The sequence below is a fragment of the Secundilactobacillus folii genome, assembly GCF_009720675.1.
Taxonomy (GTDB): Bacteria; Bacillota; Bacilli; order Lactobacillales; family Lactobacillaceae; genus Secundilactobacillus; species Secundilactobacillus folii.
In genome coordinates this window covers 240,717-253,741 of the sequence record NZ_WNJO01000001.1, presented here as the reverse complement: position 1 = coordinate 253,741, position 13,025 = coordinate 240,717, and the positions used below count along the sequence as shown (strand labels likewise).

The 13,025-nt window shown below is 45.2% G+C and carries 14 protein-coding genes and 1 other annotated feature; of the genes, 8 read left to right on the top strand and 6 right to left on the bottom strand.

Annotation, left to right across the window (positions count from 1 at the left end; all coding sequences use genetic code 11):
* Positions 1 to 2: 2 nt before the first annotated feature.
* Complete coding sequence (locus GM612_RS01145) at positions 3 to 911, bottom strand: isocitrate lyase/PEP mutase family protein (protein ID WP_173021181.1); 909 nt, start codon at positions 909 to 911, stop codon at positions 3 to 5.
* Positions 898 to 1,635 (bottom strand): isocitrate lyase/phosphoenolpyruvate mutase family protein, encoded by a 738-nt coding sequence (locus tag GM612_RS01140; RefSeq protein ID WP_155430534.1) that lies wholly within the window; start codon positions 1,633 to 1,635, stop codon positions 898 to 900. The genes GM612_RS01145 and GM612_RS01140 overlap by 14 nt, the downstream gene beginning before the upstream one ends.
* A 54-nt stretch (positions 1,636 to 1,689) precedes the next feature.
* Positions 1,690 to 1,923: a binding site (T-box leader), on the bottom strand.
* 201 nt (positions 1,924 to 2,124) lie between these two features.
* Here GM612_RS01140 and msrA point away from each other — a divergent pair.
* The 6 genes from msrA to GM612_RS01110 all read left to right on the top strand — a co-directional run bounded on the left by msrA (position 2,125) and on the right by GM612_RS01110 (position 8,085).
* Positions 2,125 to 2,664 carry a peptide-methionine (S)-S-oxide reductase MsrA gene (gene msrA / locus GM612_RS01135; protein ID WP_155430533.1) on the top strand — a complete coding sequence of 180 codons (540 nt, stop codon included), beginning with the start codon at positions 2,125 to 2,127 and terminating at the stop codon, positions 2,662 to 2,664.
* 96 nt (positions 2,665 to 2,760) lie between these two features.
* On the top strand, positions 2,761 to 3,636 hold the full coding sequence (locus GM612_RS01130) for a YitT family protein (protein WP_155430532.1): 876 nt from the start codon (positions 2,761 to 2,763) through the stop codon (positions 3,634 to 3,636).
* Between the two features lie 291 nt (positions 3,637 to 3,927).
* Complete coding sequence (locus GM612_RS01125; RefSeq protein ID WP_343031734.1) at positions 3,928 to 5,082, top strand: CDP-glycerol glycerophosphotransferase family protein; 1,155 nt, start codon at positions 3,928 to 3,930, stop codon at positions 5,080 to 5,082.
* Between the two features lie 23 nt (positions 5,083 to 5,105).
* Positions 5,106 to 5,912 (top strand): ABC transporter permease, encoded by an 807-nt coding sequence (locus GM612_RS01120; protein WP_155430531.1) that lies wholly within the window; start codon positions 5,106 to 5,108, stop codon positions 5,910 to 5,912.
* 26 nt (positions 5,913 to 5,938) lie between these two features.
* Complete coding sequence (locus tag GM612_RS01115; RefSeq protein ID WP_155430530.1) at positions 5,939 to 7,159, top strand: CDP-glycerol glycerophosphotransferase family protein; 1,221 nt, start codon at positions 5,939 to 5,941, stop codon at positions 7,157 to 7,159.
* Entirely contained in the window at positions 7,156 to 8,085 is a 930-nt protein-coding gene (locus tag GM612_RS01110) for a deoxyribonuclease IV (protein ID WP_343031733.1), read from the top strand. The genes GM612_RS01115 and GM612_RS01110 overlap by 4 nt, the downstream gene beginning before the upstream one ends.
* A 143-nt stretch (positions 8,086 to 8,228) precedes the next feature.
* On the opposite strand, the gene GM612_RS12200 is transcribed toward GM612_RS01110, so the two are convergent.
* Positions 8,229 to 9,074 carry a GNAT family N-acetyltransferase gene (locus GM612_RS12200; protein ID WP_173021180.1) on the bottom strand — a complete coding sequence of 282 codons (846 nt, stop codon included), beginning with the start codon at positions 9,072 to 9,074 and terminating at the stop codon, positions 8,229 to 8,231.
* 104 nt (positions 9,075 to 9,178) lie between these two features.
* Positions 9,179 to 10,018 (bottom strand): pyruvate, water dikinase regulatory protein, encoded by an 840-nt coding sequence (locus GM612_RS01100; protein ID WP_155430529.1) that lies wholly within the window; start codon positions 10,016 to 10,018, stop codon positions 9,179 to 9,181.
* A 208-nt stretch (positions 10,019 to 10,226) separates the two neighbouring features.
* Here GM612_RS01100 and rpsU point away from each other — a divergent pair, with 208 nt between their 5' ends.
* Together rpsU and GM612_RS01090 are read left to right on the top strand one after the other, a co-directional pair.
* Positions 10,227 to 10,412: a 30S ribosomal protein S21 gene (gene rpsU, locus GM612_RS01095; protein WP_054659587.1), complete on the top strand. Its 186-nt coding sequence runs from the start codon at positions 10,227 to 10,229 to the stop codon at positions 10,410 to 10,412.
* 97 nt (positions 10,413 to 10,509) lie between these two features.
* Positions 10,510 to 10,956 (top strand): GatB/YqeY domain-containing protein, encoded by a 447-nt coding sequence (locus GM612_RS01090; RefSeq protein WP_155430528.1) that lies wholly within the window; start codon positions 10,510 to 10,512, stop codon positions 10,954 to 10,956.
* Positions 10,957 to 11,033: 77 nt separating this feature from the next.
* Here the strand turns inward: GM612_RS01090 and GM612_RS01085 are convergent, their stop codons facing one another.
* Positions 11,034 to 12,260: a M20 family metallo-hydrolase gene (locus GM612_RS01085; protein WP_155430527.1), complete on the bottom strand. Its 1,227-nt coding sequence runs from the start codon at positions 12,258 to 12,260 to the stop codon at positions 11,034 to 11,036.
* Positions 12,257 to 13,018, bottom strand: a complete 762-nt coding sequence (locus GM612_RS01080; protein ID WP_155430526.1) for a thiazole synthase — start codon at positions 13,016 to 13,018, stop codon at positions 12,257 to 12,259. The genes GM612_RS01085 and GM612_RS01080 overlap by 4 nt, the downstream gene beginning before the upstream one ends.
* Between the last annotated feature and the right edge of the window lie 7 nt (positions 13,019 to 13,025).

The following is a 13,025-nucleotide window of genomic DNA, read 5'->3' as shown; positions in this document are numbered from 1 at the left end:
AATCATGCGTTCGTCATGTACTTGGTCATCTTTTCTGGGGCGTACTTGGCATCCCGTGCGTTGACCTTGTCCAAGCCGACAAACTCATTAAAGTGCGGGAAGGTGATCATGTGATCTTTGTAGGCCTTGGTCGTACCATCCCGTTGCAGCGTTTTGATCAACTGTTCTTCGGCGTAAGTTTGCGTGTAGGTCATGGCATTCGGGTAAACAACGATGTTGAAGCCCAATTTTTGCAGCTCTTCCGGTTTGGTCAGCGGTGTTTTGCCATCTTCAATCATGTTGGCCATCATCGGCGTATTTGGAAATGCTTTGTGGATCGTTTCTAGTTCTTCGCTGCTTTGCGGGGCTTCGATAAAGATCAGATCGGCTCCTGCTTCGTGGTATTGCTTGCTGCGGCTGATTGCTTCGTCTAGCCCGTAAACGGCACGGGCATCAGTCCGGGACATGATCAAGAAGTCATCGTGTTTTCTGGCGGCTTTAGCAGCCCGCAGTTTAGCGACTAAAACTTCGGTCGGTTCGACCTTTTTACCGTCCATGTGACCGCAACGTTTTGGCCAGACTTGGTCTTCAATGAAGATGCCAGCAGCGCCAATTGCTTCGTAGCTCTCAACGGTTCTTTTGACGTTTGCCAAGTCGCCATAACCCGTGTCAGCATCGGCAAATACGGGAATATCGACGGCGTTAACGATTTCTCGGCAACGTTCCAATGCCATGCCAAAATCACTGATGCCACGGTCAGGCATCGCCAGAGTCGAAGCACTGGTTGCATAACCAGCGCTAAATACAGCTTCGGCGCCACATGATTGGCAGATTTTAGCAGCTAACGCGTCCGGTGCGACCATCATTTTAACGATGTTGCCACTCATAACTTCGGTTTTAAATTGGTGTCTCATTCGTTCATTTTTCAGCATATTGAATTGCTCCTTCTAATAGTTTGTTTAAGGCGTCTTGCCGTGCTGTTTGGGCCTGTTGAGCCAAGTATCCCGTATCAAGCCAGCCGGCGAGTCCTGTGATTGGCTGAGTGTCAGGCGTCCAAGTCGCTAGAAGCGGTAGTTTCGAGTGCCCATCTAGTAACGCCTGTAACTGTTCTGACTGATAATGACTAATAATGATGGCATCAGCACCTGCATTAGCCAGGTAAGTGATTCGATTTTGAGCTTCCTGGACGCCGTATTCTTTGATTCCCTCTAGTTTGATCCATAATTCGGTAGCGGGATTTTCTAAGGCGTCCTGTGCAGCGCGAGCCTTTCCTAGCAGATCTTCGGCACTGGTTGTGGCCGGGTGATTGGTTGAATGTGACGGATATTTTTGATCATTTAAGAGCAGAATATCAGCGCCTGAACGTTCTAGATCCTGAGCCGCATAGTAGGTGTTTAAAGGGCTGCCGAAGCCTGATTGCAGATCTGCAATCAACTGGCCATGTTTTCTGAGTTGCATATCCCGTAAGAATTTGGCGTATTCAGACTCTGTCAATAAGCCCTGATTATCCTGCGCTAACAGCGTTTTTGCGCTTAGTGTCCCGTCTAAAAGGATTGCCGGGAACGCGGACTGGCTTAATAGCGAGAAAGTTTCACCATCGCCAGCTGCTGGAATGAGTCGATTAGGTGTGGTTGCTAAATTTGTTAATAATGTCAAAATAAAATCCCTCCTGAAATATCATTTAAATTAAAAAGACGCCCTTCGAAAAATTCGAAGGGCGCATATTGGATGCACGGTACCACCTTGTTACGTTGTCGTTTGACAACCTCCGCGAACTCGAAAAACTCGAAGTCGCTGGCCAAATAATGGTGGCTACCAATGGACACTCAAACATCGCGTCCATAGCTCGAAGACTACTTTCAGTTCAAATCACTATCCGCTTTCACCAACCGCGAATTCGCTGTAAATTGAGTTTGAACTTACTCTTCTTCTCATTTCTTTCTAATTACTTTTTAATTTATATGTATACTAGCGGAAATTTTGGCGAATGTAAAGGGCTATTTTTGAAAAAAGCGAACTTGCCGATTTGAGACAGCGTGCAGAACTTGCTTGGAGCCTGATGGGATGGTTAATTGTGCGCTAATTACTTGTGTCGTTGGCGCAAAAGCCATATACTTGGTATTATTAATTTTAGAGGTGAATAAAATGAGTGATAAAAGAGAAAGTGCGATTTTTGCAGGTGGCTGTTTTTGGTGCATGGTCAAACCATTCGACACCCAACCAGGAATCGAAAAGGTGATTTCCGGCTATACTGGCGGTCACGTTGCCAACCCCACTTACGAGCAGGTCAGCAGTCATACGACCGGCCATACTGAAGCGGTCAAAATTATTTTTGATCCGGAAATTATGCCGTATGAAAAATTAGTCCAGATCTATTGGCAGCAAACTGATCCGACCGATGCGATGGGTCAGTTTCAAGACCGGGGAGATAACTATCGTCCTGTGATTTTTGTGAAGGATGAAAACCAGCGCCGTATCGCTGAAAAATCGCGTCAGGATCTAATTGACAGCGGCATGTTTGACGATCCAATCGTAACTAAGATCGAAGATGCCAAGCCGTTTTACGAAGCTGAGGAAGAACATCAGGAGTTCTACCGTAAAAATCCGGCCCGTTACGCCTTGGAAGAGTCAGGTGGTCGTGAGCGCTTTGTTAAAGAACACTGGCAAAAAACGGATACAAAGTGAAGTTCTGTTTAAAATTGTTTGATTTTGCTGTGTTAATTGACCGGTTATGCTAGGATGAATGTTAGGGTAATTAAACTTTAACAAAGAGGGTTCGTTATGGATGATGTACAGCGTTTGATCAAACGCCATCAATCAATTGGGAAAATTTCAACTGCATTTATCTATGCCATTCTCGTTTCCGTTGCGATGAATTTTTTCTGGACGCCGGGACACATTTATTCGTCTGGAATCACTGGACTGGCGCAACTGGTTACCACCGTCACACAGCGGCACCTACCGTTTGTGATTTCTACTGCGCTTGGTCTTTTCTTATTGAACGTTCCGCTGTTCGTTTTGGCTTGGCGGCAAATTAGTCATAACTTTACGGTTTATACGGTTATTTCGGTTTTTCTGGCAAGTTTGATGATCAAGCTGCTTCACCCGGTCCACCTGACGACTGACCCGATTATTTGTGCTTTGTTTGGCGGTGCCGTGAATGGGTTTGGTACGGGTCTAGCACTCAAGAACGGTATCTCCACCGGCGGACTAGATATTTTAGGGTTGGTGATCCGGCGTAAAACGGGCCGATCCATTGGTACAATTAATATTGCGTTCAATTCACTGATCATTTTGGCAGCCGGTTTCATGTACGGCTGGCCATACGCGTTTTATTCTGCCATTGGCTTGGTGGTTAATGCGCGAGTGATGGACATGACGTATACTAGGCAGCAATTGATGCAGGTGATGATCATTACTGACCGCCCGAAAAAGGTGATCGATTCGATTCAAAATCATATGCGTCGTGGCATCACCATTGTTCACGATGCAGAAGGGGCTTACCATCACGATACGAAGACAATTTTGTTTACCGTGATCTCACGGTATGAAATGAATGATTTGGAAGAAGCAATGGATGAGGCGGATTCCAGTGCCTTCGTCAGTATTTCAGAAATTTATAAGGTTTTGGGGCACTTTTACGAGCCGAAACTTTGATTTTAGAGTGCGTTCATTTTAATAGTCGATCCTAATAACGTAGGCGAGTTGAGTAAACTGGTCTACGTTTTTTGATTGAATCGTTGGTTTGAATAGCGATTGCGCTTTTTGGACAAGGAATTGTGCTTGAATAGCTGGTTGGTTTTCCACGCCCGTGAACGAATGATTTCTTAAAATCTCGTTAAAGAGCGTTACGCAAAATATGAATGTGGTATAATACCATGTTGTGCGTTGCAAAGGCGTCAAGAAAGCCTTGTAACACAGGAGAAAGCATAGAATTGGTGGTCTGTTGTGAAAGTTATTTATATCTGGCTGGTGCGATTGATTTCAGCACTGAATTATTTTCGGAAAAGTCGGGTTCAGCCCGTTATTTACCTCATGAGTTTTGGTAATAATTTAAAATTCATTCTGGCATTGGCGGCTCAGCTGCCAGCCAATCAGCACCTCGTGGTGTATTACCGCCCCGATGTGGAAGTCGAAGCAACGCGGCTTGCTGCGTATGGCATTCAAGTAGTCGTTTTTCGCGATAATTTACACTTTGTTTTTACTGGTGTACCGGTTCTGATGCGCTCACACTTGATTTTTTGCGATAATTATTACGCGTTTTTGGGTGGACTTAAGCATCCACGACGAGCCAAAATCGTCCAATTATGGCATGCTAATGGTGCTATCAAGCGGTTTGGTTGGGGTGATCCTAAAACCAAGACTAGGTCGAAGGCTGATCAACGCCGGTTTCAAAACGTTTATAATCAGTTTGACGATTACGTGGTGGCCTCAGATGCGATGGGAACCGTGTTCGAGGATAGCTACCACGTCCCACGCTCGCGGATGAAACTGCTAGGGTATCCGCGGTCGGACCGCTTTTTTTCCACTCAGTGGCAGCAGGCAGCCATGAACCGAATTAATCGGCTGGCACCTGATTTAGCTAATCACCGGGTGATTTTATACGCACCAACCTACCGCGACTCGATGACCTTTGAGTTGACAGCCGAGGTCAAACAAGCCTTAGTTGCTGATTCCAACGCCATCGTGGTGGTTAAACTGCACCCGTTGTTACAAAAGTACGAGCAGGAATTCAGTCAGGTCACAACGGCACAAGTTCGGTTTTACCCACAGCTTTCGACGACGGACCTTTTGATGGTGACTGAAACGCTGATCACCGACTATTCGTCGATTGCTTTTGATTACAGCTTGTTGCCCCATGCACACAGTTTATTATTTTACATGGCGGATCTAGAAGCGTATCAGCAAAATCCGGGCATTCAGACCAATTATTTGCAGTGGCTGCCAACAACTCCGCTCACGACGCCTGAGGCACTAAAAAAGGCAATTTTAGCCGATCAGCCCACGGATTTTACTCAGTTCAATCACTATTGGAATACTTATAATGATGGATACGCAACGCAAAGAGTTGTTCAATATTACTGCCACTATCTCGAAAGTTAGTCGGTTTAAAGGAGTGTTTACCTTTGAAAGAGGTTGAAACCTTATTTAAGGAACAGTTTCAAAGTCTGGGAATCATTTTCCGAATTTCCGGTTATGAAGATCGGGCTAGTTATCAGAGTCATTATTTAGGCCTTGTCTGGGAGTACTTGTACCCCTTGATTCAAATCTGTATTTACTGGTTAGTTTTCGGTGTTGGGTTAAAGCACGGTCAAAGTAATGGTGTTGATTACCTGCCGTGGATGGTCATTGGGATCACCCCATGGTTCTTCATGAACCGGGCAACCCTAGATGCGTCTAAGAGTATTTACCAGCGGGTCGGGATGGTTTCTAAAATGAAGTTTCCCGTTTCTGCGCTGCCAACAATTAAGATCGTATCTAATTTGAGTTCATTTTGGACAATGTTGGTCGTTTCAATAATCGTTGGTCTGTTATATGGCATTCATCCTAGTATCTACTGGCTCGAATCAGTTTACTATTTCTTCTGTATGATCATGTTCCTGATTGCGTTTGGGATCTTTAATTCGGCCGTGTCCGTGCTGGTTCGTGACTATCACGTGTTATTGCAATCTATTATGCGGATGTTATTCTACATTTCAGGAGTGCTGTTTAATTTTGAATCAGGCGCTTTTCCACCATTGGTGATCCGTTTACTACAACTAAACCCGTTCTTCTACATCGTTTCCGGTTTTCGTGAATCGATGCTTGGGCAGGGCTGGTTCTGGCAACGCCCAACGCTGACGATTGAATTTTGGTTGATCGTTCTGTTCTTCCTATTAGTAGGATCACATTTGCACTACAAGTTCCGTTCACGGTTTGTTGATTTGATTTAGGACTAATAAGGAGGAATTACGAACATATGGCCAGCTTTAAAACACAATTGATTCAGGCTGTTAAAATCGTAATTCGCTTTGGACTCATCGTGTTAAACGATGGGTTTATTTGTCTTCGTTCTAAAAAAAGCCTCATTATATTCGAGAGTTTTAACGGCAACGACATTAATGATAATCCAGCGGCTATCTACCAGGCCCTGGTCAAAACTAAACCTGAATTACGACCAAGCGCGTATTTTGGCGTTAAGCCCAAACGATACCGGGCGCTACACGCCAAGTATCCCGAGATCAAACTGGTCAAGCGTTTTTCGTTTAAATGGGTCTGGCTCATGGCGCACGCAGGGTACTGGGTCTTTAACTCACGGCTACCAAACTGGTGGCGTAAAAATAAAGGGACGACGTATATTCAAACGTGGCATGGGACGCCATTGAAGCACTTAGGCGTTGACATCGAACACGTGGCCATTCCTGGAACCAAGACTGAAGATTACTACCGACAATTTACTCGTGAAGCGTCTCGTTGGGACTATTTAATAGCACCAAATGATTATTCAAAACAGATTTTCCGGTCAGCCTTTCAGTTTCATAATCAGTTTTTAGACATTGGATATCCCCGAAATGACGTGCTGTATCAACAGAATCAGCCAGCAATTATTCGGCAGTTAAAACAGCAATTGGTGGGTGATGCGAAGGCGACGGTGGTCACCTATGCGCCGACTTGGCGCGATGATGATGCCATTAAGACTGGTCAATATCACTTCGAACTGCCGTTTAACTTGCAGCGCTTTTTTGAGCAGGTCGATGACCGAACTATTTTGGTATTGCGGCCGCACTATTTAGTTAAGGACCACATTGATATCCATGGGTTTGAAGACCGAGTCAAGATTATTGCCGACGAAGATATTGCCAAATTATATCTGGTTTCAGACTTATTAATTACGGATTACTCCTCGGTAATGTTTGATTTTGCAAATTTAAATCGGCCGATGTTGTTTTACGCTTATGACCTAGAACATTATCGAGACCAGCTGCGAGGATTTTACTTTGACTATCAAGCTGAGATACCAGGTCCCTTAGCGACAAATGAGCGTCAGTTTGATAAGTACCTTAAGCAGTTTTCTACTTCACACGATTTTCAAAATTATCAGTCCCAGATGGCGGGATTTAACCAAAAATACTGTGTCTGGGAGGATGGTACAGCTTCTCAAAAGGTGGCTGATTTAATATTAAGGGGGATTTATAAGTGACTTTTTTAATCGGTTCACACGTTAGCATGAAGGGTAAGGAGATGCTGCTGGGATCTGCACAGGAAGCGGCAGGTTACGGTGAAAACGTCTTTATGATTTATACGGGCGCACCACAAAATACCCGTCGAAAGCCCATTGAAAAATTAAATATTGAAGCGGGGCAGGCGTACATGGCTGACCATGGTCTTCGACAGATTGTTGTTCACGCACCGTACGTCGTTAATTTAGGCAATACAATCAAACCAGAAAATTTTCCCTTCGCAGTCGATTTTTTGCGTGAAGAAGTTAAACGGGCGGATGCCATTGGTGCGACTCAGATCGTTTTGCATCCTGGCGCACACGTTGGTGCCGGTCCAGATGCTGCCATCGCACAAATTGCTAAGGGACTTAACGAGGTCATTGGGCCTGATCAAAAAGTCAAGATTGCTTTGGAAACAATGGCCGGTAAGGGGACCGAGGTTGGTATCACCTTTGAGCAACTGGCCCAGATTATTGACCAGGTTTCAGACAACGATAAATTATCCGTTTGTTTTGATACCTGTCATACAAGCGACGCCGGTTATGATATTAAAGACGACTTTGATGGCGTGCTGAAACAGTTTGATGACGTGATTGGTTTAGAGCGTTTGCAGGTCGTGCACCTGAACGACTCCAAGAATCCTCGTGGAAGTCATAAAGACCGTCACGAGTTACTGGGCAAGGGGACCATTGGCTTTGATGCCCTGAATGCGGTGGCTCATCATCCTAGTTTGGTTAACGTGCCTAAAATAATGGAAACGCCATGGGTTGCAGTCGATAAGAAGCATAAATTGGCGCCTTACGGTTACGAAGTTGAGATGTTGAAACAGCAGCACTTCAATCCCAAAATTGAAGAGGACATTCTGGCGCAAAAGCCATTTAATGCCAATTTAGGTTTTGATGAATAAGGGCTGAATCTAAGCCACGATAAAAAGCGATCAATTCTAGTGCTTGACCTTTGTTGCCTTAACAGCAACTGGGTCGAGAAATTGATCGCTTTTTATTTTCTTCATTGGGCATTGCAACGTTAAAAGTCAGCTGCAAACCTGAATCAGTCGTTAGGGGCTACCAGTGACGCATATTCAAGGTGCTTTTCTAAAAAGGCGTCGGCGTAGGTACACTCAGGGATAATCGTCAAATGGTAAATTTGGGCAAAGCGGATCACCCGCAACATCAGCTGTTTGGCAATTCCTTGCCCCCTTAAACGCTCATCAACAAAGGTTTCCGTGATGGCGATGCGGTGATTTTGACGATCCTCAAAAATAATGTTGGCTAGTGTTGAGCCAGTGTCATCATTAGCGTAAAAGCGGCCAGGTTGAAAGTTTAGCTTCAAGGTGGGAGTAGGCCGGGTTGGAACTGCGGCCAGGCGAGCGTGTAGGGAAACGAAGGCGGTGACAGCGGATTGCAAAAAGGCAATCACATCTGGATTAGTTACCAGATCTTGATCGTTAAACAGATGGTTGACGTGACCCAGATAAACCTCTGGTCGTTGCACAGGATTAACGTTTAAAGTAACTAGAACTTGTCTTAAATGATGATTGGCACCAAAACCGCCGGTAGCCTCTGGCGAACTGGAAACCACAAGTGCCGTTTTGTATTTCCAATGATTACGCGGTTTTGATCCCACGTCCAACGCGTTTTTTAAGGCTCCAGTCATTGAGCGGTTATATTCGGGGGTGACAAAAATCAGGCCAGCAACCTCATCAAGTTGACGACGAAAATCATCCCACGCGGCTACTTGCTGATCCTCTAAATCAGCGTTGTACAGTGGTAATTTGTCGATGGGAATAAATACAGGGGTCAGGTCATTAGGCAGCAAGTTAGCCAGTAGGTTAGCAATTTTCTTCGAGTAGGCGGCCTTTCGCAGGCTTCCGGAAATGAGACCAATTTTAGGCATGCTGATCACTCCTTCTATGCTTGTGATAAACTTAACAGATTCTTTTGAAACTAGTGTACCGCAAAACAACGTCTACGGGCAATCTAATCGAAGTAAAATGGACACTAGTCCTTGATCGTGTCAACTTCTGCCGGTTCCAAATTCAAACTTTCTAAGATCAAAGTAGCGGTTTCTTCAATTGATTTATTGGCAACATTGATCTCCAAGCAACCCAGTTTTCGGTAAATGTCATCAGCATATTTCAGTTCAGCTTTGATTTTTTCAGTATCTGAATAAGCCCCCCCAGCCGGCAAACCGTAAGAAATCATGCGTTGCTGACGAATACGGCGGAGCACTTTTGGACTGTTAGTCAAACCAATAATTTTAGACTTATCTACTTGCCAAAGTTCGTCAGGAATTTGCGACGTTGGTGACAGCGGTAAGTTCGCAACTTTGATCCCTCGGTTAGCCAAAAAGAGGGACAGCGGTGTCTTGGAGGTCCTGGAAACACCAAGAATCACCAGATCAGCTTTTAACAGTCCTGTGGGATCCTTGCCATCATCGTAAGCGACCGCGAATTCCATTGCGCCGATCCGGTCAAAGTAAGTATCAGTCAGACTGTGGTTCATACTTGGAATCGAAGCTGGTTTGACGCCGCTTCGGTTGGCTAATACCTGCATCGCCGGCTGAATGCAGTCAAACGACTGCAGTTGATTTGCTTCGGCAAAGTCGTTAACTTGATCACTCAGCGAATGCGTCACCAATGTATAGTAAATGACGGCATTATGTTTGGCCGCCAGCTTCAAGATCCCACCAAGGATCGATTCAGTTTGAATAAAGGGAAACCGCTGGTATTTAACCTTTAAATCAGGGAATTGTGCGACCGCGGTTTGAGCCACAGTGAGCGCAGTTTCACCAGAGGAATCTGAAATAATAAAAATCTCGATTTCTGAATTGTCAGCCATATGAATGCCTCCGTAAAAATGTATTTGCATTAATTTTATCACAGGTGGAAGCGCATGCACTTCAAATGAATTTATTGATGCAAAAGTTAGTTGAAATGATTGACGGCTCTGTGTTTGGTAGGTATAATTAAAAAGAACTGTTGGAATGGGCTTATTTTGTTGTTTCATTTCAGGCGGTTACTATTTGAGCTCGGAGGGAGGGATTTACATGACAAAGACAGTCGTTCGCAAAAACGAGTCTCTTGACGATGCTCTTCGGCGCTTCAAACGAACCGTTTCTAAAAGCGGTACTTTACAAGAATACCGTAAACGTGAGTTTTATGAAAAGCCAAGTGTTAAACGCAAATTAAAATCAGAAGCAGCAAGAAAACGCAAGAACAAGAAGCGATTCTAGTTGCAGCTTCTAGTTGCTGGGGGCTCCTGTTTTGACAGGGGTCTCTTTTTTGAGTTTGAAATTAAATGAATCCGGTTACCTTAGGAGGGCAATAAATATGTCATTATCAGACACACTTACAGAAGATTTAAAGACCGCTATGAAGGCGCATGACAAGGTTGCATTGAACGTGATTCGCATGATCAAGACTTCCCTGACCAACGAACGCATCAAGTTAGGCCACGATTTAACCGATGACGATGAACTGACAGTGCTATCACGAGAACTTAAACAACGAAAAGAATCTCGAGAAGAGTTCGCCGCGGCAGGTCGTCAAGACCTGGTGGATGGTCTCGATGCGGAGATCAAGCTGGTTGAAAACTATGCACCTAAACAGTTAAGTGAAGATGAAGTGAAGCAGATCGTCACTGATACGGTCAAACAGACAGGTGCCAGTTCAATGGCCGACTTTGGTAAAGTTATGGGTGCTGTGATGCCTAAACTTAAGGGTCGCGCAGATGGCTCAGTGGTCAATAAGACTGTGAAGGCTATGTTAAGTAAATGATTCCAGATTAATGTGTGAAGTCATTAAAAGGCTCTAGAAACGGTAAATAATCCGCTTCTAGAGCCTTTCTGATTATTTCATGAATACGCTAAATGTTGTAAGCTGGCTGTTAAAACTAAAATTCCAGTCTTTAAATCTTCCAAATGAGTAAATTCAGCAGGAGCATGACTAATTCCCTTAACACTTGGAACGAAAATCATGGCGGTCGGGACTGCCTGATTCATCACATAACTGTCGTGCCCTGCGCCTGAGGGCATCATAATTGAACTATAGCCCAGTTGACGAGTCAGTTTGACGTTTTGATCAAGTATTTGACGACTGAATTTTGCTGGAAGATCTTTGACCCAGCGGTGTGCTTGACACGTTAGTTGAGAAGCCGAAAAGAGGGTCAATGAGCGGTTTAGTGCAGTCTCAAAGGCGTCAAGAATAGCGTTGTTAGGGTGCCTAACGTCCACTGAAAACGCGACTTTGCCAGGGATCACGTTGGGTGTATTTGGCAAAACGTTCAGTTGACCGACTGTAAACGTTAAATCAGGACTCAGTTCGCTGGCTATCGCATGCAGGTGTTTGATCAGGTCAACGGCAGTTAAGAGTCCATCATGCCGCTGAGTCATCGGGGTTGTTCCAGCGTGATTGGCGACGCCTTGAACTTGAATTTGCCAACGTCTTTGACCCACAATTCCTGATACGAGACCAACTTGGCGATGTTCGTTTTCTAGGCGGGGTCCCTGTTCGATGTGCAGTTCAGTAAAGGCGCTAGGCAGTTTGGGTCGTTCGTGAATGACTTGAGGCAAAGCTAGAAGTTGTGAGGTTGCGGCTTTTCGTGCCTGATCAAAACGATTGCCATTTTGGTCGGTTAGATTTTTAACTATTTGACCATGAACGTAGTATTTCGAACCACTGAAGGTAGTTGGAAAACGGCTGCCTTCTTCTTCGCTAAACGAAATTAGTCGCAGGGTATGCTGAGGCCTACCGAACTGATTCCGTAAGTTAATGATGGCTTGCAGCCCACCCAGAACCCCATAAAGACCGTCAAAGCGGCCACCATCAACAACCGTATCCATATGTGATCCAGTGGCGATGATCTGATCATCTTGGCCAGGAAAGTCGAGGTAGACGTTGCCATAGTCATCCACAGTGACCGTTAAACCAGCTTGTTGACCAAACTTGATTAGGGCAGTTTGGGCATCGACCCAGTTCTGGGAGTACACAAGGCGATTTTGGCCAGTCTTGGCTGCACTAATTTCAGTGATGAGATCAAACTGCTGTTTAAAAACCGCCCAAGTGGGGTCATCGGCTGTCATTTACTTAGGCCGGTGAGTGGTGATGAGGCTACTGCACCGCGTTCAATAATTCGACCTGGTCCTGCCAAGTAGGCTTTTCGACCAGCTTCGACCCCTAAACGGAAGGCTTCTGCCATTAACGGAATGTTTTTGGCGGTTGCCATGGAGGTGTTTGCCATGATGGCGTCGGCGCCCATTTCCATCGCTGCAGCAGCTTCACTGGGACGGCCAATACCAGCGTCGATGATGATTGGAACGTCAATTTCATCAATTAAAATTTGAATCAGGTCTTTAGTAGCTAAGCCCTTGTTAGTACCAATGGGAGCAGCTAAGGGCATAACGGTAGCGGCACCGGCATCAACCAGCCGGCGTGCAATGTTCAGATCGGGCAGCACGTAAGGCATCACAATAAAGCCTTCCTTTGCCAGGGTCTCAGTTGCTTTGACGGTTTCATCGTTATCGGGCATGAGATACTTTTTATCGGGGACAACTTCTAATTTGATGAAGTCACTGCCACTGAGTTCACGGGCAAGGTGTGCAGTTCTCACTGCTTCTTCAGCGGTGGTTGATCCCGACGTATTGGGCAGGATCGTGACGTCTTCAGGGATAAAATTCAGAATGTTTTCTGCTGATGATTCGGTTCTTCGAAGGGCCATGGTAATAATTTGTGCTTTGGCATGGTTGACTGCTGAATCAATGAGATTGTAGGAATACTTACCCGAGCCGAGAATGAACCGGGAAGTGAACGTGTGACCACCAATAGTGAGTAGATCTTGCATTTTAAAA